Below are 21,004 nucleotides of genomic sequence, written 5' to 3'. Positions count from 1 at the left end.
CATCCTCCTCACATCAAAGGCCGCGGATTGGGCAGATAGTCCTTGCGGAGGTGATCCACCGCCCAATAGGCCAGCCCGCCGACCGCTCCGGTGGGGTTGTATTGCAGGTTCTGCGGGAAGGCCGAGGCCCCCATCACGAAGACATTGTGGCAGTCCCAGCTTTGCAGGTAGCGGTTGATCGCAGAAGTCTTGGGATCGGTGCCCATGATCACGCCACCGGTATTATGCGTCGTCTGGTACGGACGCACATCATATTGCGCCCCCGCCTCCTTGTAGGAGGATTTCATCATATCGGGATTGAGGCTCTGGGCGATGGGCTCGATCTTCGATTTCATGAACTGTGTCATGCGGATATCGTTGTCCTGCCAGTTATAGGTCATCCGCATCAGCGGGCGCCCGTGACGGTCTTTATAGGTCGGGTCCAGATCCAGATAGACATCGCGATAGGCCATATTCGACCCGTGCGAAGCAATCGACATCGAATGGCCATACCATTCCTGCGTCGCCGCCTTCCATTCCGCCCCCCAGCTTGGCGTTCCCTGCGGCAGGGACATCTGCTGGATCGGGCGACCGCCGGTATGCCCGCCGGTGATATAGCTCCCACCGATAAAGCCTTCCTTGGCAAAATCGATCTGGCCGATAGAATAATCATCCAGCGAATAGCCAACCGATCCCGTGCCGATAAAGGGGTCGAAATTATGCTCTTTGAAGAACAGGCTCGTGCCGCCGGTCACCTGATAGGCATAGTTCTTGCCCACCACCCCCTCGCCCGTTACCGGATCGTAAGGCTGGCCGATGCCCGAAAGCAGCATCAGATGCACGTTATGCAGCGAAAAGGCCGCCACGATCACCAGATCTGCGGGCTGGAAGACTTCCTCACCGGCTTTTTCGTCCCAATAGGTGACGCCGGTTGCGGTCTTGCCATCTTCGGCCTTCTCGATCTTCAGAACTTCGGAATTGACCCGATATTCGAAATTCGGCATCCGCTTGAGAGCCCCCAGAACGCATGTCTGCGGCGAGGATTTCGAATAGTTCAGACAGCCGAACCGTTCACAGAAGCCGCAATAATTGCACGGACCAAGCTGCATGCCATATTCGTTCACATAGGCCGCAGAGGCGTTGGCCGACGGGCGCGGGAAGGGATGCAGCCCCTGCGCGCGGGCGGCCTGCGCGAACATCTCGCCATCAAGGTTCTGCACCAGCGGCGGCAGCGGGTAATCGGTCGAGCGCGGGGCCTCGAACGGATTGCCGCCCTCAATGATATTGCCGTTGATATTGCCCGCCTTGCCGGAAATCCCCGCCATATTCTCGAAACGCGTCAGATAGGGCTCCATCTCTTCGGCGGTCACACCCCAATCCTGAATGGTCATGCCCTCGGGGATGGTCTGCGCGCCGAAGGTCTCCTCGACATAGGATTTCAGCCGCCATTCCACCTCTTGCGGACGCCATGTCTGGCCGTTCCAGTGGATCCCCGCACCGCCCACACCATCCCCGGGCAGGAAAGAGCCCAGATGCCGGTAGGGCAAGGCGGTCTCTTGCAGCGTGCGCCGGATGGTCAGCGTCGATTTGGCCGGTTTTTGCATGAATTTGTAGCGGATACCGTATTTCAGCTCGTCCGCCACATCGGGATATTTGAAATCGGGCACGGTATCGCGGTCCTCGCCGCGTTCCAGTGCCAGCACATCCAGCCCTTCCTTGCACAGTTCTATCGAAAGGATCGAACCGGTCCAGCCAAGCCCGATCACAACAACGTCTTTTTTGGGTGCCTGACGTGTCATGGATTACCCCCTCTCGCCTTTGATCGACACCGGCCCGAGCGGATAGGGCTGGTCGCGCATCTCCACCCATTCGGTGTAGGACGCCCGCGCGCCGGGAAAGCCGATATGCTTCCAGCCCGCCATCTTGTAATTGCCGCCATACATCGGATCGGCAAAGAACCCCTCTTTGGTATTGCTCAGCAAAATGGTGAAGAAGTCACGCAGCTCGGGGGGAAGGATCTCGGCGCGCCCGCCTCCGGTGCCGTCTCCTTTGTTGTTTTGCAAGGCGGTCAGCGCGGCATCCTGATCGGCAGAAGACAGCTCAACGAAAGACGCGCCGAATTGGGCCCGACACCATGTGTCGAATTCCGGAATGGCCTTGCGATAGACCTGAGCCGGGGTCAGGGGCGTCTGCCAGCCCAGCAGCGGATCGGCGGCGGCATCATGCGGGCCGTCCATATACCAGTCATCGGCATTGCCATACTCACCGGCAAGCTGCCGGTCGATGAACACCGGCACCCGCGCCTCGATCGCGCCGGGAGCCGCCTCGTCACCGGGGATCAGCCGTGCGCAGGCCGCCATCAGGAACGACCATTCCGCCGCCGTCAGATAAACGGGTTCGTACTGGTCAAGCGGCGGAGCGTCCTTGGTCTGGGCGGCAGCTGGGTTGGTCACCTGGCTTAGGGCGAAACCCGCAGCGCCCGCTTTCAAAAACCCGCGTCGCGTCGCGGCGAAAGAGGAACTGGGCATCGGATACCTTTCTGACAATAGGTTGGGTCTTATGTGGCGCGCCCTGCAACATGGCGCATTTCCCGTCAGAAGCTGCGACAAATTGTCTGGCTAAGGCTGGTTTTAGGGCATGTTCACAGTTTGAAAAGCAAAATTGATCGGTTTTGTGGGAAAATTTCTGTGTTTCGAGGCAATCCCTTAGCGCCGGTCGCACATATTAGCCGCCCGTTCTGCCCGCCCGTCCGGCGGAAATGTGCCGCAAGGTAACAAATGCCTATCCCCGCGCCCCGCCCGCACGAAAATACAGGCGGCGCACGCGGGGGCCCAGGCATACGGCCTCTGCTGGCGGGTGGAAAACCGCGCAAGTTCAGCCGCTAACGCTATTTCCTGCATCAACCATGCAGGATACGCATTAGACTTTACCTCCGGCCACGCGCTTGGTGGCGCAACCGGTGCCCGCTCAGGGCATCGCGCTTCTCACAGGGACCGGACCAGACGCATGTCGGATCAAAAATTCTTCGCCAATATCGAACGTTTCATCGCCAACGCGACGCCGCATCTTGCCTTGCCCGAAGGGCTGGACGAGCGGATCACCCAATGCAATTCCACCTATGCGGTGCGCTTCGGGGTGAAATTGCGGGGCCGGATCTACAGCTTCGAGGGCTGGCGCTCGGTCCATAGCGAACATATCGAACCGGCCAAAGGCGGCATCCGCTATGCGCCCGACGCGAATATGGACGAGGTCGAGGCGCTGGCCGCGCTCATGAGCCTTAAATGCGCGCTGGTCAATGTGCCCTTCGGCGGCTCCAAGGGTGCCTTGCGCATCAACCCCTCCGACTGGAGCGAGGACGAGCTGGAGCGCATCACCCGCCGCTTCACACAGGAACTGGCGCGCCGCGACCTGATCCATCCCGGTCGCAACGTTCCCGCCCCCGACATGGGCACCAGCGAACGCGAAATGGCATGGATCGCCGATGAATACCGCAAGACCGGCCGTGCCGATGCCATGAATGTCAATGCCTGCGTAACCGGCAAACCCGTGGCGCGTGGCGGCATCGAAGGCCGTGTCGAGGCGACGGGCCGTGGCGTGCAATATGCCGTGCGCGCCTATCTCGCCCATCCCGAAATGCCCGCCGTTTCGGGCCAGAAAACCGTCGAGGGCCTAAGCGTTGTCGTACAGGGCTTCGGCAATGTGGGCTATCACGCGGCAAAATTCCTTGCCGAGGACGGTGCTAAGATCGTCGGGATCGTCGAGCATGACGCGGCCATTTTCACCGCCGAAGGTCTGGATGTCGAGGCCGTGGCCGCCCATCGCCGCGCGACCGGTTCGATCGGCGGGTTTGCCGGTGCCGAAACCGTGCCAAGCGCCGAAGGCCTGACCCATATGGCCGCCGATATCCTGATCCCCGCCGCCAAAGAAGCCGCCATCACCGAGGCGAATTGCGAAGACATCAACTACAAGCTGATCGTCGAGGCCGCGAACGGGCCGGTGACCGCTGCCGCCGAAGACTGCCTTGGTCGCCGTGGCATCCATATCCTGCCCGATCTCTTCGTCAATGCGGGCGGGGTTGTGGTAAGCTATTTCGAATGGGTCAAAAACATCACCCATATCCCCTTCGGCCTGATGGAACGCCGCCAGAAAATCGCGAACGGGCTGTCGATGGTGAATGCGCTCGAGCAGGTCTCCGGTCACACTCTGGCCGAGGAACTGCGCGCCAGCATCGCCCGCGACACGCAGGAAATCGACCTTGTGCGCTCGGGTCTGGAAGAGATCATGACCCGCGCCTTCAACGAGATCGCCACCCAGAAACAGGCCCTGCCCGACGCAAATCTGCGCACTGCCGCCTATGCCGTTTCCATTGCCCGAATTGCGGATTATTATCGCGCGATCGGACTGTAACGGGTGCACTGAATGGATATGCGTTGGCTGGAGGATTTCCTCGCGCTTGTCGAAATGCGGAATTTCACCCGTGCGGCAGAATTCCGCAATGTTTCGCAGGCCGCCTTCAGCCGGCGCATACAATCGCTGGAGCACTGGGTCGGCTCCGCCCTGATCGTCAAGGGGGCGGTGCCCGTGCGCCTGACCGAGGCGGGCGAGCAGTTCCGCGAGGATGCCGCCGCCTCTGTCGAGCGCCTGCTGGGGGCGCGTTCCAAGATCCGCTGCAACCAGTTCGAGCTGATGTCACAGGTGCGTATCGCCACGCCCAACTGTCTGGCACGGTCGGATTTCAAGCGCGTGCTGCAGATGCTGCGCGGGCGGGTCAAATCCTCTTTCTCGGTGATTGTGGGCAATACGCAGGATGTGACGGCCCGCTATATGGCCGGAGATGCCGATATCCTGCTGTGCCATGACAATCTGGCCCTGCCCAGCCCCGTGCATTCGGACGCACAGGAGCGGCTTGTCGTGCGCCGCGACCGCTTCATGCCCTATGCCGTGCTGAACGAGGACAAACGCGCCGCCTTCGGCTTTCCGGGCAATGCGCGCCATCCTTTCCCGCTGATTTCCTATTCGCACAAGGCCTATTTCATGCGCCTGTTCGAACATGTCCTTGAACGCGCGCCCGCCCTGCCCGCCTACAAGATCACCGTGCAATGCGACATGTCCGACGTGCTCAAGGAGATCATCATGGAGGGGCATGGCGTCGGCTGGTTGCCCGCCTCTGCGGTCGATGCCTCGGCCGCGCAGGTCATCGGGCCGATTGGCGGGCCGGAATGGGCGCTGGATGTCGAGATCTGCGCCTATCGCCCGCGCCGCGATCTTGCGCCGGAAATCGAGGCGCTTTGGGATGCGCTCAGACAGGAGGTCGGAAGTGACCGTTGACGCTCAGGCCCTACAGGCTTTTCTGGACAGGCTGACCGCCGATATCCACGCCCGCCACGATTGGGGCGAAGTGGCCAATTACATCCCCGAACTGGCCAAGGTCGATCCGGCGCAATTCGCCGTGTCGATTGCGCTGGCCGATGGCCGCCTGCTGCATGCGGGCGCCAGTGCGCGCCGCTTCTCGATCCAGAGCGTCTCGAAGGTCTTCACGCTGGCCTGCGTTCTGGGGCGGCATGGCGAACAGATCTGGACCCGCGTGGGCCGCGAACCCTCGGGGACGCGCTTCGATTCCATCCTGCTGCTGGAGCAGGAGAAAGGCCGCCCGCGCAACCCGTTCATCAATGCGGGCGCGCTGGTGACCACCGATGCCCTGCTGACAGGGCGTGCGCCGCGCGAAGCCCTGAGCGAAGTGCTGGCCTTCCTGCGCGAGGCCGCGGAAGAGGATGACATCCATATCGACCCCGCAGTGGCCCTCTCGGAGGAACGGACCGGGTTTCGCAATATCGCATTAGCCAACTACCTGAAATCCTTCGACAACCTGCAAAACGCGCCCGAGCTGACACTGGGCACCTATTTCCATCAATGCGCCATAGAGATGACCACAGACCAACTGGCACGCGCAGGCCGGATCATTGCACAACTGCCCGGGGTCTCGCCGCTGCTGACCGCCGAAAAGGCGCGGCGGCTCAATGCTCTGATGATGACCTGCGGCCATTATGACGGGTCGGGCGATTTCGCGTTCCGTGTCGGCCTGCCAGGGAAAAGCGGCGTGGGCGGCGGCATTCTGGTGATCGCCCCAGGCGTCGCCTCGATTGCCGTCTGGTCGCCCGGCCTCAATCTTTACGGCAATTCCCATATGGGCACATATGCCGCAGAACAGATCGCGAAATTCACCGGCTGGTCCGTCTTCGGCTAAAAGCCCCCCCACAGGCCAAGGCCGCAGGGCGGAAAATCGGTCTGCACGGGGGGCCTGCGCTGCGTAGTTAACTGAATAGTCACCCTATTCCCGTTCTATTCATCTCACCTTTCGCGTCGCTTTGACCCGAGGGGCCGACCTCAAGGGGACAGGCGGAATTCGGGATGGCCAATGCAACACTGACCGGCAATAGCGGGGCCAATGGCGCCACGCTGACAAACGCCGCCGATGGCAGCGGCAAGCCCTCCCAGAACCAGTCCGATGTCACATTGCAAACCTCCAGCGCGACGGTGACCGGCACCGGTCGTTTCTATGACGTCAATTTTCTTGGTGGCAATGACACGCTTGTGGCCACCAACATGCCTTGGGTGCATCCCGATAGCGGATCGACCATCGGGTTTGACAATATCAGCATGGGCACCGGCAATGACCTTGTCGAACTGCATCGCAGCGCCTTTTACGACACGCTCGATATGGGCGATGGCGATGACACGCTGATCCTCGACAATTCCGGTGGCCGCGATGTCGTCATGGGGGCAGGCAATGACCGTGTGCAGCTCGATATGTCGCAAGCCGGTGCCGCCTCGGAAGAGGAACTGGCCCAGAAAGTCGGACAGGCCGCGATTGATCTGGATGGCGGCACGGGGTCGGATACGCTCAATCTGGTGGGAGACTGGACGCTGACACTGGCGGCGGGCAGCATCACGCTCGACACCAATAATGACGGCATTGGCGACAGCGTCACCAATGTATTGCGCTCGGATCAATACGGGCAGGTGCTGGGCATGCCCACGGTGCTGTCGGGCACCGTGCGCTGGGGCGACACGATCACCCTCAGCAATGGCGACACGGTTCTGGCCGAGGCGACATTCTCGAATTTCGAGGCGCTGGAGGCGGTATGTTTCGCCGCGGGCACCCGCATCGCCACACCGCAGGGAGAGATCGCCGTGGAGCAGCTTCGCGAAGGCGATCTGGTGACTACCCGCAACGGGCCGCGCCCGATCCGCTGGATCGGCAAAAGGCGGCTGGACCTGATCGACCTGATGACAAACCCCAAGCTCCTGCCGATCCGCATCCCCGCCGGAGCCTTCGGCACAGGCCGTCCGCATAGCGACCTGCGCGTATCGCCGCAGCACCGGCTGGCCGTCCGGTCAAAGATTGCCGAGCGGATCTTCGGCACGCCCGAAGTTCTGGTTCCCGCCAAGCTGCTGGTGGGCGTGGGCGATATCCGTATCGAGGGCGAGACACAGGAGATCCGGTATTACCACTTCATGCTGGATCACCATGCGGTGGTCATGGCCGAGGGCATGGAGGCCGAAACGCTTTATCCCGGCCTCCATGCGCTCAACTTCCTGACACCGGACGGGCGCGCCGAAGTCCTGTCTCTCTTTCCCGAACTGGCAGATCCCGGACATCAGGCCGTGCCCGCGCTGCCCCTCGTGAAAAACCGCGAGGCGCGGGCGCTGGTCGAACGGCATCGGCGCAATGCCAAACCCCTCTGGTCATGAGGTGAACCAGAAGGTAACCTTATGAAACCACACACAGGACCGGTCGGGCACCATCTGCGAGGTACAGCCATTGGAAAGCAGCCTTTCCGAAGAAGAGCGCGGCAAAGTCCGTATCGTTTTGGGCGAGGATGTCGCCGATGTCCCGCATGTGTTGCCGCTGGTACGGCAGATGCACAAGGAAAGCCTGTTTTCCGATCTGCCCTTCGACCAGCCGCAATTCGACCAGATCATCGGCTTCATCCGCGACAATCCCGGCTATAACGGTGCGCTCTATGTCGAATATGACGGCGAGCCGGTGGCCTTTGCCTATTACGTCTTCCGCCCCTTCATGGGCAGCCGGAAATCATGGGTCACGGTGATGCATACGCTCTATCTGCGGGCCGATATCCGGTCGACAGCCGTCGGCAGCTATATCTGGCAGCGCATCATGATGGCCGTGCGTGGCTGGTCGGCCCCGCGCGGGTCGAAAGGGGTGATGTTCAACGTCACCTCCGGCATCGCGGTCGAAGAAACCGATACGGTGCTGCGCTCTGGTGGGGCCACCCATCTGGGCGGCAACTATTTCATGCGGATCTGACATGAAGGCGGCCCGATGAATTGTGACCATGACAACGCGCCCATCGTGGCGGGAATCGGACTGCGCCTGCCCGGCGCGCGTGGTCTGGCCGCCGCATGGTCCGTGCTCTCCGAGGGGCGCTGCACCGTCACAACCGTTTCCGCGCGCAGCTTCGATCCGGCCTTCTACCACGATCCGGCGCAGGGCCGTCGCGGCAAGACCTATTCGCTGGCCGCAGGACAACTGGACAACCTCTACCATTTCGATGCCGCCTTCTTCGGCATAAGCCCGCGCGAGGCCGCCGAAATGGACCCCCAGCAACGCCAGATGCTGGTTGCGACATGGGAAGCGGTAGAGGATGCGGGCCTTGACATGGCCGACCTGTCGGGGCCGCGCACCGGCGTGTTTATCGGGTCTTCCATCGTCGAGAACCTCTCGTCCTACTACTACGACACCGCGCGCGGCGGCTCGACCTTCACACTTGGCAACACGCTGGCCATCATCGCCAACCGGATCTCGGCCCGTTTCGATTTCGGCGGCCCGAGTCAAGTCATCGATACCGCCTGTTCCTCCGGCCTGACGGCGCTGGACACCGCCACAAAGGCGCTGTCGCGGGGGGATCTGGATATCGCCATTGTCGGCGGCGTGCATGTGCTGCGCGCACCGGGCGGCTTTGTCGGCTTTTCCCAGGCGCGGATGCTCAGCCCCAGCGGGCGCTGCAGGGCCTTTGATGCGGGCGCGGATGGCTATGTCCGTTCGGAAGCGGCGATCGCACTGGTCCTTCTGCGGCCCGAAATCGCGGCCCGCCTGCACGCACGGCACAGGGGGCGCATCCTTGCAACCGGCGTCAATACCGATGGCGGGGCCTCGCCGCTTCTGGTGCCCTCCAGCGACCGTCAGGAGACATTGATCCGCTCGGTGCTGGACCAGGCGGGCCGGGCCCCCGAAGACCTTGCCTTCTACGAGGCGCATGGCACCGGCACACAGGTCGGCGACCCTGCCGAGGCGCACTCCATCGGTCGGGCGGTCGCATCGCTCAGGCGGGCTCCGCTGCTGATCGGCTCGGCCAAGAGCAATTTCGGCCATACCGAGCCCGCCTCCGGTCTGGTCGGGCTGGTCAAGGCCTTGCTGGCCATGCAGCACAGGGTTCTGCCCGCATCGCTGCATTTCAACACGCCGAACCCGAATATCGATTTCGACGGTCTCAATCTGGCGGTGGCCGCAACGCCAATGCCCTTGCCGGAGGGCCCCCTGCTGGCGGGGGTCAACGCGTTCGGCTTTGGTGGCACCAATGCCGTTGCCCTGATCGAGGGCGGGACACAAGCCACGCCTGCCCGCCGTTTCGTGCCGGTGTCATCGGGGACGCCTTGGCTGTGCCTGTCTGCCGCCTCACCCGACAGCCTCGCAAAGCTTGCGGGGCACTGGTCGGCCCGACTGGACGCCAGCCCGCACGCCCGCGAGGCCCTTGCCGCCGCCGCCACGCGCCGCACCGCCCTGCCGCACCGGCTGGCGTTGCGCTGCGATGAAACCGCCAGCGCGCGGCTGCGTGACATCGCCCTTGGTCAGGCCGCAGCCCTTGGCGGGCGCGCGGCCTTCGAGCGCCCGCAGACCGTCTTCGCCTTTCCTGGCAACGGGGCGCAGATCATGGGGATGGGGCAGGACGCCTATCGCCATGATGCCCGTTTCCGCGACGGATTCGACCAGATCGCTGCGGCCTTTGCACAGGAAGGGATCGACGCTCTGGCCGAGCAGCTCTTTGCCGCAGATCTCGACCAGCGTCTGGCCAGCCCGCTGGTGGCCCAGCCGCTGCTGGTGGCCTGTCAGGTGGCACAGGCGCAAAGCCTTATGGCCGCAGGGCTGCGCCCCGATGCGGTGATCGGCCATTCGGTGGGCGAACTCTCGGCGCTGACGGTTGCGGGATGCCTCACTCCCCAAGGGCTGGCGCGGGTTGTCGCCTCGCGCTCGCGCCGGTTCGAGGCGCTGCGCGGCAGCGGCGGCATGGCCGCACTGGCCCTGTCCGAGGCCGAGGCCAGCCGTGCCATTGCCGGATTGGGGGCGCCGCTGCTGGCCCTTGCCGCCGTCAATGCCCCGCGCTCGGTCACGGTCTCGGGGCCGCAGAAGGCGCTGGAACAACTGGCAAAGGTCAGTATCGGCGGCAAACGGATTGCCATGATGCCGCTCGGGGTCGAGGTGCCCTACCATTCCCCCGCCGTCGCACCGCTGCGCGCCGCGTTCATGGCCGACATCGCGGGGCTACAGCTTGCCGCGCCGACCTGCCGGATTGCGGGATCGGCCTTGGGGCGCCTTCTGGAGACGCAGGATCTGACCGCCGACTATCTGTGGCGCAATGCACGGGACACCGTGCGGTTTTCCGATGCGCTGAAAAGCCTGTGTGCCGAAGCGCCCGCCGTGGTGGTCGAACTCTCGCCCCGTCGCCTGCTGGCGGCCAATATCCGCGATCTGGCACGGCTTGAGGGGCAGCCGCTCAGCTATTGCGCGGCGACACCCGCACAGGGCACAGAACCTGCCGAGGCCACCGTCCTGCGCTGCTGGTGCCACGGCGCGCGCATCGACCGCACGCAGCTTTCGGGCCTCCCCGAGGCCCCCCCGCCCGATCTGCCGCTTTACCCGTGGCAGGAGGTGGAACATGCCACGCAGCTTTCGCCGGACGGCTATGACGCTTGGGGGGAGGCCGGACAGAGGCATTTCGCCGGACGCAGGCCGGACCGCGAACTGCCGGTCTGGACAACCGAAATCACCCCGACCGCCCCCGAATGGCTGGCCGATCACCGGATCGGCGGGGCGCAGGTGCTGCCCGCTGCGGCGCTGGTCGAGCTGGCCCTGTCTGCCGCGCAGGAAACATGGCCCGAGACGCCGCTGACGCTGTCGGGGTTCGATCTGCTGCACCCTGCCGATATCGCGGGCGAGGGCCTCCGCCTGCGGACCAAGCTGCTGGATGGCGGGCGTGTCGGGATCGACATGCGCCCACGGCTTGCAAAAACCGACTGGACGCCGCTCGCGCGTGGCACCTTGCGCCCCGACGCGATTGCCCCGCCGCCGCGTCGGGACAGACCCACCCACGAGAGCATCCCCACCGAGGCGCTTTATACGGCACTGGCGGCGCAGGGGCTGCATTATGGTCCGGCTTTCCGGCGGCTGGGCCGGATCTGGGCAGAGGAGGCCGGTGGTCTGGGCGCGACCCTTACGGGAGACCCGCCAGCGGGACAGTTCCTTTTGGATCCGACGGCGCTGGATGCCGCGTTCCACCTTCTGGCCCCCTATGCCGGACAGGTGGCTCTTGCGGGGGATACACCGCCTGCACTGGCCAAGGCCCTTGCGGCGGGTGCGGCGCTTTTGCCCACCCGTATCGGGCGGCTGACCCTCTGGCCCGAGGCCGGACCCGCGGCCACTGTGCGGCTTGTTCCGGGGCGGCTATGGCAGCGCGGACTAGAGGCGTCCTTCACGCTTGAAACCGCTGACGGCCGGACACTGGCGGCGCTGGACGCGGTGGAGTTTACCCTTGCGCGGCCCGATGCCTTACCGATCGCCCCCGCCTTATGGCACAGACGCGCCGTCCGGCTGCGCCCGCCAGAACAGCCGGTCACAGGCCCCGAAAGCTGGCATGAGCCCAAGGCCGCGCTGGCCCGTCTGGGCTATGGTACGCCCCCGCCCCGCGCCGAAACGGACCTGTCCGATGCCGGAACCGTGCTGCGTCTGCACCCCGACCGCGCCAGCGACCTGCAACTGGCCATGCTTCAGGCCCGCGGGATGGACCAGCCCGATATCCGCCGCCACTCCGCGGCAACGCGCGCCTGCTGGCAGACAGCAGAGCGACTGCTCGACGATCTGCTCGGGCAATGGCCCGCAGAAGAACGCTGCGCCTTGCTGCTGGTCGGACTGCCCCCCGGCTGGCTTGTCACCCGTCTTGCCGCCGATCCGCGCCTTGACGACCTCAGGCTGTCCCATCCTGACGAGACGGCGCGTGAAAGCCTGCGCCGCCTGTTGCCTGCGGCCTGCACGCCCCTGCTGTGCGATTCTCCCGAGGCAGGGATGTTCGACATCATGGTGACGGCCCTGCCCCATAGCCCGCCTCTCCTGACACCGCTGGCCGCAGGTGGCATTTGCGTCGCGCTCTCCACCGAGCCGGTCTGCGGGCCCCCGCCCGACGGGCGCGATCAACACGGGGCGACGCCACCGGTCGCACCACCACCGACCGAGCCGCTGTTTTACGATGGAACAGGCCCCGTGCCGGTGACCATTTCCGCCTGCCGCAGCCCCGTCCCCAAGCCCCCGTCCCTCTCCGTGGCACCAACGAGCACAGACAGGCCGGCGGCAGCCACGCCGCCTCAGGGCCCGCCCGAGCTGCGCGGGCTGGACACCGGCGGACGCAATCTGCGCCTCATCGTGCGGCTGCATCAGGGCGCAGATGATCCGGTCACGGCGCTGGCCGATATGCTGGCGGAGCTGCGTCGTGCCACCTTGGATGCAGACGACATGCGCCCGCTGCGTCTGGTGGTGATGGGGGACGGCGATACAGACGGATTTGCGCAGCTGACAGCGGGTCTCGGGGCCGCCGTGATGGTGCTGCGCAACGAGGCTCCGGCAGCCGCTGCCTCACTGATTTCGGTGCAGACCGACGGCCTGCCGGACTGGGAGGCGCTCTTTGCCCTTGCCGACCGCGAACCCTGGGTCGATTGCGCCGGTTCCGCTTTGCGCGCGCCGCGCCTGCTGCCGCAGCCCCGCCCCGCAGAACCCGCCGCAGCATTGGGCCTGAATGACAGAGCGAACGGGGCCCAAAATGAGGCCCTGAACGGGGGCCAAACCCACAGCTCGGCCTTCTCGTGGCAACCCAGACCGCGCCAACGTCCCCGCGCCGACGAGGTCGAAATCGCGGTGGCCGCGACAGGGCTCAACTTCCGCGATGTGATGCTGGCCAAAGGTCTTTTGCCCGAGCGGCTGATCCGTAGCGGGGCGTCCGGTGGCGGTCTGGGTATGGAATTTGCCGGTATCGTGCAGCGGGTGGGCCGCGATGCCCCGCTGGCGAAAGGCATGGCCGTCATGGGCTTTGCAGCCGATGCCTTCGCCACACATCTGACCGTGCCCGCAGCGGCAGTCATGCCCCTGCCCGAGGGGCTGGACCTGCATCAGGCGGCGGCCCTGCCGGTGGCCTATGTCACCGCATGGGAGGCACTGCGCGGTGTGGGGCGTGTCTCGGATGGCGACATCGTGCTGGTGCATGGCGGCGCGGGGGGCCTGGGGCTGGCGGCGATCCGTGTGGCGCGGCTTTTCGGGGCGCGGGTCTTTGCCACAGCCTCGAGCGCAGAGCGGCAGGCACTGGCGGTTGCCGCAGGGGCGGAGGCCTGTTTTGACAGCCGCACACTGGACTTTGCCGATGCGTTGCGCGCCGCGACCGGCGGACATGGGGCCGATATCGTGCTCAACAGCCTCGCGGGGGAGGCAATGCTGCGCTCGGTCGAGGCACTGGCCCCTTTCGGCCGTTTCATCGAACTGGGCAAGCGTGGCTTTGTCGAGAATGCGATCCTGCCGCTCGGACAGTTGCCCGAAGAGGCCAGCTATCACAGCTTCGATCTGGACCGGCGTCTGGCGGCCCGCCCCGCACAACTGGCCGGAACGCTGCACAAGATCGGCGCGGCGCTTGCCGAAGGCCGCCTGCCCGCATTGCCGGTGACCCCTTTTGCGGCAGAAGACGCCGCCGAAGCCTTCGGGCATATGTTTGCCGCAAGACAGGTGGGCAAGATCATCATCACCCCGCCGCCACTTCCCACGGGCCCCGCCGCACCCTACCGGCCCATCCGCGACGACTGGGTGATCCTAGGCGGCACAGGGGGCGTGGGGCTGGCTCTGGCCAAAACCCTGCGCGAGAACGGGGCCAAACGGGTCCATCTGCTGTCACGCTCGGGCACGCCGAACCTTGGCAGCGGGGCGGCGGGCGCATGGGTTGCCGCCGATCAGGGCACGGTGCTCCACGCGCTGGATGGTCGCGACGCCGCCGCGCTTTCGGCCTATATGGCGCAGATCGATGCCGACGGCCACCGTCTGGGCGGCGTGATCCATGCGGCAATGGTGCTGCGAGACCGGTTGATCCGCGACCTCGACCCCGTCGAGACGGCGCTGGTGCTGCGCGCCAAACTGGGGGTGGCCCGCAGCCTTGATCAGGTGCTGCGCCAGCGGGCGGAGTCCCCCGATGCGGTGCTGTTTCTGTCTTCCGTGGCGGCCTGTCTCGGCAATCCGGGACAAGCCGCCTATGCCGCTGCCAATGCGGCGATGGAGGCGCTGGCCGAGCGCCGCCGCGCCGATGGCCACCCGGCCTCGGTGCTGGCACTGGGCCCGATCGGGGACGGGGGCGCGCTGGCACGCAATGCGGCCCTGTCGGCGCAGTTGGGACGGCTGGACGGGCTTGCGATGCTGCCGATGCGCACCGCCGTGGCAGAGATCCTGTCGACCCTGCGCGACCCCACCGCCCGAAACCGCCTTTTCGCCCCGCTGAACTGGGCGCGTCTGGCACCGCATCTACCGGCGCTTGCCGCCCCGCCTTTCTCGTGGATCGTGCCCGAGGGCGCGGCACAGGCCGCAAAACCCGGCGATCTGGCGCGCGCTCTGCGCGGCCTCGAATGGCCCGAGGCTCTGGCCCATGTCGAACGGGAACTGGCCGATATCCTATGCGATATCCTGCGCCTTCCAGCGGCAGAATATGACCCGCATCGCCCGTTGGGGCGCTATGGGATCGACTCGCTTATGGCACTGGAATTGCGGCTGGAAATCGAACGGCGACTGGGGCTGCAACTGGCAAGCTTCCCGCTGTCCGAAAGCACGACCCCCGCGCGCTTCGCCGTTGCGCTGCTGACACGCCTGCACGCACAGGAGGCGCCGGATGGCTGACGGCCCGCGCATTCTGCTGCTCCACCGCAACCAACCCGCGCAGTTCGAATTCTTCGGCAGGTGGCTGGCCCGTCGGGGCTGGCAGGTGACCTATATCCATGCCGGAGCCGCCTCGGACAGCACGGATGCGCTCGGCATCCGCACGCTGCGCTTTCCGGTGGCGGCCATGGAGCGCCCCGAGACCGATTTCCGCTATGCGCTGGATTATGCCGCCGCCACCGCGATGGGGGCCGCGGTGCTGTTCGAGCATCTGCGCAATCACGAGGGCTACCGCCCCGATGTGGTCATGGCGCATGCAGGCTGGGGGATCGGGCTCGGGGTGCGACAGATCTGGCCGCAGACCCGCTACATCGCCTATCACGAGTGGTATTATACCGATCTGGACTGGACCACCGGCAGGATCGAGCGCCCCAGCACGCCTCCCGTCGCGATGACCAACCGGATGCGGAACTTGCCGATCTCGGCCGAATTCGACAGCGCCGATGCCAACTGGTGTCCGACACAGTTTCAGGCCAACCGTTTCCCGCCCCCGCTGCGGCAGCAGATTTCCGTTCTGGCGGATGGCGTGGATTGCCGGTTCCATCACCCCGATCCGACCGCCAAGATGGATTTCGACTGGCTCTCCCTGCCCGACCGGCCAAAGCTGCTGACCTATGCGACCCGTGGTCTGGAGCCTTTGCGCGGCTTTCCGCAATTCATGATGGCGCTGGCCCGTTTGCAAAAACAGCGGCAGGATTTCCATACCGTGGTGCTGGCGCAGGACAGCGTCTCCTATGGTCCGCGCCTGCCCGAAGGGGAAAGCTGGGGCAAACGCGCGCTGGCGGCGCTGGACCTCGACCGGAGCAGACTGCATCTGGAAAGCATGAAGCCCCGCAGCGACTATCTGCGCACGCTACAGGCCTCGAGCGCGCATATTTATTTCACCGAACCTTTCGTCACCTCCTGGTCGCTTTCGGAGGCCCTTGCAAGCGGCTGCCTTGTGATCGGGTCACGCACGGGGCCGGTGATGGAGCTGGTCGAGGACATGCAGACAGGCATTCTGGTGGACATGGACGACCCCGAGGAGGTTTCCGACATGATCGGCTGGGTCTTCGACCACCCCGAAGAGGCACAGGCGATCCGGCGGCGGGCACGGCAGCAGATGCTCGATCTCTATGACAGCGAGGCGGTCTTCCGGCGTAAGGAGGCCCTGTTGCGCCAGATGATTTCGCGCGTGGCGGACACGACCGGACCCTATCAGCCCGTCCTGTAAGCGCCTGTGAGGCCGACACCGCCGCGCGCCATCTGCCCGCCCGTGCAGGCCCTGCCGACACGCGGGCCGCAGCCGGAAAGACGGGACGTGTCGCGGGCCTCTATAGCTTTGCCAGCACCTGCGCGATCACGTCACGGACACGGCGCGCGCGGGCCGGAAGCTGCCGGTTGCGGCGATAGGTCAGCCAGAGTGCGTGCCGGACCGGAACTGGCAGCACCATCACCTGAAGGCGGTGGCGCTGCGGATGGGCCTGAACCCCGCTGCGCGGCAGGATCGTGTAGCCCAAGCCCCTGAGGACAGGCGCGGGAATCTGACCGATCTGGTTGATGAAACTCCGCGCCCGGATATGTTCAGCGCCCTGAAAACTGTCCGGAAAGTTTGCGCCAAGCACCTCTTCGGCATAGGCGAACCCGTCTGGATGGGCAATGAAGCCCAAAGCGTCCAACCCTGCCAGATCCTGCGGTGGCGAGACCTGTTCCGGCAGGATCAGACACAGCTCGTCCTGCCCGACGATATCTCCGTCGAGCCGCATATGGGCGGGCGAGTGATCCACGATCCCCATATCACACTGCCCGCCCAGAAGGCCGTCGATGATACGCGGTTGCGGCATCGCCTCAAGGCGGATCGACAGGCCCGGGGCCTGCTCCATCAGATCCATGAAACGCGGATAGAGCAGCAGGGCAAGCGACCCCGAGCAAGCCACACAGACATCGCCATGATCCGGATCGTCATACTGCAACCGCCTGCGCAAATCGGCCTCTTCCGCACGCCTGCGGCGCGCAAGGGCCAGAACCGTTTCTCCGGCGGGGGTCGGGGCAAAGCTCTTGCCGTCGCGCGACAGAAGCGGCTGCCCGACCTGTGCCTCGAGCTTGCGGACCTGCTGGCTGACACCGGGCTGGGTCATGTTCAGGGCCTGCGCGGCGCGTGTGAAATGACCGATATCGCAAAGCGTCGCAAAGGTTTCGAGCCAGCGGGCGTTCAACATCAGATCATTCCGGCATGTTATGAAATTCAGAATGAATGATAATTTGATGATTTTTGTGCTGCAACACATATCAACGGGACCAATCAAGGAGCTTTCCATGACCCGACCAACCCCCCGCACGTTCTCCCATATCGGCCTCTCGGTCCCCGATCTTGATCGCGCTGTCGAATTCTACCGCGATGTCATGGGCTTCTATGTCATCATGGAACCGACCGAGATTGCGCAGGACGATAGCGATATCGGCATCATGTGTGATGATGTTTTCGGCGCGGGCTGGGGCAAATTCCGCATCGCCCATCTATCGACCGCCGACCGGATCGGCTTCGAACTGTTCGAATTTCCCGAAAACTACCAGCCCGAAAACACCCTGCCCTATCGCCAGACGGGCCTGTTCCACTTTGCGATTCAGGATCCCGACCTTGAAGGGCTGCTGGCCAAGATCGTGGCGGCAGGCGGCAAGCAGCGTATGCCCGTGCGCCATTATTTCCCGGGCGAGAAACCCTATCGCATGGTCTATGTCGAGGATCCTTTCGGCATCGTTTTCGAGCTATATTCGCATAGCTACGAGCTGACCTATTCGGCGGGGGCCTATAACTAAGGCCCCGCATAGGCCTGCGGCGCGACCAGCCCGATGCCGCGCGCAGGCCGCCACATCCCCGAGCGCTCAGGTCGGCGTGGGGGTATCATACCCGATTGCCGCGCAAAAGCGGGCCATTTCTTCCGCACTCGGGCGCTCGCCGATATAGACCTCGACATAATAGGGATGGCGCGCCACACGCTCGGCCAGATCCTCCTGCACCCGCATCGAGATATACCCGATCTGCACCAGATAGATCGTGCGGGCACGGACATCGGCATCTGCCGGTGCGAACCCCCAACGCAGCAACATCGCGCGAAGGGCCTCAAGGCGACGGGCATCATTGGCCTGCAACCGCGCCAGCACGGACGGATCCCGCTGCGCCCATGCCCGGACCGCCAGTTCGAGGGCGGTATCGAATTGCGCCTCCGACATGAAAATCGCGATCACGTTCAGCATCGCCTCGGGGCGGCTGGCGGCATAGCTTTCGGTGGCGGCAATCAGAGCCGCCGTCGTGGCCTTCTCCCAACGCTCCAGAAGCGCCGCCAGAAGCTGCCCGCGGTCTTTGAAAAACCAGTAAAAGCTCGTGCGCGACAATTTCAGGCTATTGGCCAGCGGCATGATCTTGACGGCATCCACCCCCTTGGAAACGAGGGCCTGATAGGCGGCATCCAACCATAGCTCGGAAGAGCCGCGCCAGCCGCGCTCGGGGGGGGGATCATCTGTCATCAGGCATTCTCGTCATGGGTGGAGGCGAATTGTCCATAAAATGTGCAATACTGTCCAGAGGCATTTCCCCTCAGGATCTACAAGGCGGCCCCATCCCGCCGCTGACCAAAAATCCGGCGCGCGCAATGAATGCCATCTCGGAATAGAGTACATGCGTGAACTCATAGTTGACACATGTGAACATTTTGCCGCACCCTCCCGCTATGGCCCCAAGGCACCGCAGGGAAAGGTACCCAGATGTCGCATGATCCGCTGTTGCAGCCCTATCAGCTCAAGCATCTCACTCTTAAAAACCGTATCATGATCACCAGCCACGAACCGGCCTATCCCGAAGACGGCATGCCAAAAGAGCGCTATCGGGCCTATCATCTGGAACGGGCGAAGGCGGGGGTGGCCCTGACCATGACGGCAGGCTCGGCCTCTGTGGCGCGCGACAGCCCGCCGGTGTTCAACAATATCCTTGCGTGGAAAGACGAGGTGGTGGGCCATATGGCCAAGCTCGCGCAGGAATGCCATGACGAGGGCTGTGCGGTGATGATCCAGCTGACCCATCTGGGCCGCCGGACCCGGTGGGACAAGGCCGACTGGCTGCCCGTTGTCTCGGCGGGGCATGAACGCGAGGCCGCCCATCGCGCCTTTCCGAAAAAGCTGGAAGACTGGGACATCGCCCGCATCATCGAAGATTATGTCGATGCGGCAGAGCGTATGAAGGCGGCGGGGCTCGACGGGATCGAGCTGCAAGCCTATGGCCATTTGATGGACCAGTTCTGGTCACCGCTGACCAATACGCTTGACGGGCCTTATGGCGGCTCTGTGGACAACCGGCTGCGCTTTACCTTCGACATCCTTTCCAAGATCCGCCAGCGCTGTGGCGCGGAATTTCTGGTGGGCCTGCGCTATACCGGCGATGAGGACCTGCCGGGTGGTCTGACCGAAACTGACGGGATAGAGATCTCGCGCCGCCTGCGAGACAGTGGTCTGGTCGATTTTCTCAACGTGGTGCGCGGCCATATCGATACGGATGCGGGCCTGACCGATACCATTCCGATTCAGGGAATGAAAAACGCGCCGCATCTGGAATTTGCCGGACGGATCCGTGCCGCGACCGATTTTCCGACCTTCCATGCCGCGAAAATTCCGGATGTGGCCACCGCGCGCCACGCGATTGCCAGTGGCAAGATCGACATGGTCGGGATGACCCGCGCCCATATGGCGGACCCGCATCTGGCGCGGAAGGTGATCGAAGGCCGCGAAGACGATATCCGCCCCTGTGTCGGCGCGAATTACTGCCTCGACCGGATCTATCAAGGCGGGATGGCGCTGTGTTTGCACAATCCCTCGACCGGACGCGAAATCGAACAGCCCCACAGTATTGCGAAAGCCGAGACCGCGAAACGGGTCACCATTGTCGGGGCGGGCCCTGCAGGGCTTGAGGCGGCGCGCGTCGCGGCAGAACGCGGGCATCATGTGACGGTCTTCGAGGCGGCGGACCAGCCCGGAGGGCAAATCCGTCTGGCGGCACGGCAGGACCGCCGCCGCGAGATGTCATCGATCATCGCATGGCGTTACGAGCAATGCCTCAAACACGCCGTAACATTCCATTTCAACAGCTTCGCCGATGAAACCGATGTCGAGGCGACGCAGCCCGACGAGGTGATCATCGCGACGGGCGGCCTGCCCCATACCGAGGTGCTGGCACGCGGCAATGATCTTGTTGTCTCGGCATGGGATATTCTTGCAGGGGATGTGAAGCCCGGACAGAATGTGCTGATCTTCGACGATGCGGGCGATCACGCAGGGCTTCAGGCGGCGGATCTTGTGTCCGCGACCGGCGCGAAAGTCGAAATAGTCACCCCCGATCGCGCCTTCGCCCCCGAGGTGATGGCCATGAATCTGGTGCCCTACATGCGCGCCCTGCAAAAACGCGACACGACCTTCACCGTGACATGGCGCCTCAGATCGGTGACCCGCGCAGGCAATCAGCTGACGGCCTGTCTCGGGTCCGATTACGGTGACATCACCCGCGAACGACAGGTGGATCAGGTCATCGTCAATCATGGCACCCGTCCTCTGGACGAGATCTATTTTGCGCTCAAGCCCCGCTCCCGCAATCTGGGCGCGGTCGATTACGACGCGCTGGCAACCGGTGGCCTGCAGGAACGGACACCCAACCCCGAGGCCGCATTCCGCCTGTTCCGCATTGGCGATGCCGTCTCGGCCCGCAATACCCATGCGGCCATCTATGATGCCTTGCGCCTGATGCGCACATTATAG

The 21,004-nt window shown here is 64.2% G+C and carries 13 protein-coding genes; 9 read left to right on the top strand and 4 right to left on the bottom strand.

Translation table 11 applies throughout. From position 1 onward, the window contains the following. Positions 1-8: 8 nt before the first annotated feature. Both AC2ISB_RS15550 and AC2ISB_RS15545 read right to left on the bottom strand, forming a co-directional pair. Positions 9-1,778, bottom strand: a complete 1,770-nt coding sequence (locus tag AC2ISB_RS15550; RefSeq protein WP_330629597.1) for a GMC family oxidoreductase — start codon at positions 1,776-1,778, stop codon at positions 9-11. 3 nt (positions 1,779-1,781) lie between these two features. Continuing rightward, positions 1,782-2,507 (bottom strand): gluconate 2-dehydrogenase subunit 3 family protein, encoded by a 726-nt coding sequence (locus AC2ISB_RS15545; RefSeq protein WP_330629596.1) that lies wholly within the window; start codon positions 2,505-2,507, stop codon positions 1,782-1,784. A 478-nt stretch (positions 2,508-2,985) separates the two neighbouring features. Between AC2ISB_RS15545 and AC2ISB_RS15540 the strand changes: the two genes are divergently transcribed. From AC2ISB_RS15540 to AC2ISB_RS15510, 7 genes are all read left to right on the top strand, one after another. Further along, complete coding sequence (locus tag AC2ISB_RS15540) at positions 2,986-4,386, top strand: Glu/Leu/Phe/Val family dehydrogenase (protein WP_486576921.1); 1,401 nt, start codon at positions 2,986-2,988, stop codon at positions 4,384-4,386. A gap of 12 nt (positions 4,387-4,398) precedes the next feature. Continuing rightward, the gene (locus AC2ISB_RS15535) at positions 4,399-5,307 is read left to right on the top strand and encodes a LysR family transcriptional regulator (RefSeq protein WP_339110047.1); all 909 of its coding nucleotides are present in this window, start codon (positions 4,399-4,401) and stop codon (positions 5,305-5,307) included. Continuing rightward, the gene (locus AC2ISB_RS15530; RefSeq protein WP_330629593.1) at positions 5,297-6,223 is read left to right on the top strand and encodes a glutaminase; all 927 of its coding nucleotides are present in this window, start codon (positions 5,297-5,299) and stop codon (positions 6,221-6,223) included. The genes AC2ISB_RS15535 and AC2ISB_RS15530 overlap by 11 nt, the downstream gene beginning before the upstream one ends. Positions 6,224-6,387: 164 nt before the next feature. Then, a complete protein-coding gene (locus AC2ISB_RS15525; RefSeq protein WP_341486023.1) occupies positions 6,388-7,731 on the top strand; it encodes a Hint domain-containing protein in 1,344 nt (447 codons plus the stop codon). Between the two features lie 70 nt (positions 7,732-7,801). Then, a complete protein-coding gene (locus tag AC2ISB_RS15520) occupies positions 7,802-8,308 on the top strand; it encodes a GNAT family N-acetyltransferase (protein ID WP_330629591.1) in 507 nt (168 codons plus the stop codon). A gap of 15 nt (positions 8,309-8,323) precedes the next feature. Further along, complete coding sequence (locus AC2ISB_RS15515) at positions 8,324-15,187, top strand: SDR family NAD(P)-dependent oxidoreductase (RefSeq protein WP_486576920.1); 6,864 nt, start codon at positions 8,324-8,326, stop codon at positions 15,185-15,187. Next, positions 15,180-16,439 (top strand): glycosyltransferase, encoded by a 1,260-nt coding sequence (locus AC2ISB_RS15510; protein ID WP_330629587.1) that lies wholly within the window; start codon positions 15,180-15,182, stop codon positions 16,437-16,439. Before AC2ISB_RS15515 ends, AC2ISB_RS15510 begins: the two co-directional genes overlap by 8 nt. Before the next feature lie 100 nt (positions 16,440-16,539). Here the strand turns inward: AC2ISB_RS15510 and AC2ISB_RS15505 are convergent, their stop codons facing one another. Continuing rightward, positions 16,540-17,424 (bottom strand): LysR family transcriptional regulator, encoded by an 885-nt coding sequence (locus AC2ISB_RS15505; protein ID WP_330629586.1) that lies wholly within the window; start codon positions 17,422-17,424, stop codon positions 16,540-16,542. A gap of 97 nt (positions 17,425-17,521) precedes the next feature. Here AC2ISB_RS15505 and AC2ISB_RS15500 point away from each other — a divergent pair, with 97 nt between their 5' ends. Further along, entirely contained in the window at positions 17,522-18,022 is a 501-nt protein-coding gene (locus AC2ISB_RS15500) for a lactoylglutathione lyase family protein (protein ID WP_330629585.1), read from the top strand. A 66-nt stretch (positions 18,023-18,088) separates the two neighbouring features. Here the strand turns inward: AC2ISB_RS15500 and AC2ISB_RS15495 are convergent, their stop codons facing one another. After that, positions 18,089-18,730, bottom strand: coding sequence for a TetR/AcrR family transcriptional regulator (locus AC2ISB_RS15495; RefSeq protein ID WP_486576919.1), 642 nt, complete (start codon positions 18,728-18,730; stop codon positions 18,089-18,091). Positions 18,731-18,967: 237 nt separating this feature from the next. Here AC2ISB_RS15495 and hpbA point away from each other — a divergent pair, with 237 nt between their 5' ends. Beyond that, on the top strand, positions 18,968-21,004 hold the full coding sequence (hpbA, locus tag AC2ISB_RS15490; protein ID WP_486576918.1) for an N-methyl-L-proline N-demethylase HpbA: 2,037 nt from the start codon (positions 18,968-18,970) through the stop codon (positions 21,002-21,004).

This window comes from Thioclava sp. NS-SX20, assembly GCF_057380695.1.
The sequence above is the reverse complement of the archived record's forward strand: the minus strand, read 5'-3'. Positions and strand labels throughout refer to the sequence as shown.

Coding starts and splice junctions, on each gene's coding strand:
- hpbA (WP_486576918.1), top strand. CDS start 18,968: ATGTCGCATGATCCGCTGTTGCAGCCCTATCAGCTCAAGCATCTCACT.
- AC2ISB_RS15510 (WP_330629587.1), top strand. CDS start 15,180: ATGGCTGACGGCCCGCGCATTCTGCTGCTCCACCGCAACCAACCCGCG.
- AC2ISB_RS15525 (WP_341486023.1), top strand. CDS start 6,388: ATGGCCAATGCAACACTGACCGGCAATAGCGGGGCCAATGGCGCCACG.
- AC2ISB_RS15500 (WP_330629585.1), top strand. CDS start 17,522: ATGACCCGACCAACCCCCCGCACGTTCTCCCATATCGGCCTCTCGGTC.
- AC2ISB_RS15545 (WP_330629596.1), bottom strand. CDS start 2,507: ATGCCCAGTTCCTCTTTCGCCGCGACGCGACGCGGGTTTTTGAAAGCG.
- AC2ISB_RS15535 (WP_339110047.1), top strand. CDS start 4,399: ATGGATATGCGTTGGCTGGAGGATTTCCTCGCGCTTGTCGAAATGCGG.
- AC2ISB_RS15550 (WP_330629597.1), bottom strand. CDS start 1,778: ATGACACGTCAGGCACCCAAAAAAGACGTTGTTGTGATCGGGCTTGGC.
- AC2ISB_RS15540 (WP_486576921.1), top strand. CDS start 2,986: ATGTCGGATCAAAAATTCTTCGCCAATATCGAACGTTTCATCGCCAAC.
- AC2ISB_RS15495 (WP_486576919.1), bottom strand. CDS start 18,730: ATGACAGATGATCCCCCCCCCGAGCGCGGCTGGCGCGGCTCTTCCGAG.
- AC2ISB_RS15515 (WP_486576920.1), top strand. CDS start 8,324: ATGAATTGTGACCATGACAACGCGCCCATCGTGGCGGGAATCGGACTG.
- AC2ISB_RS15505 (WP_330629586.1), bottom strand. CDS start 17,424: ATGTTGAACGCCCGCTGGCTCGAAACCTTTGCGACGCTTTGCGATATC.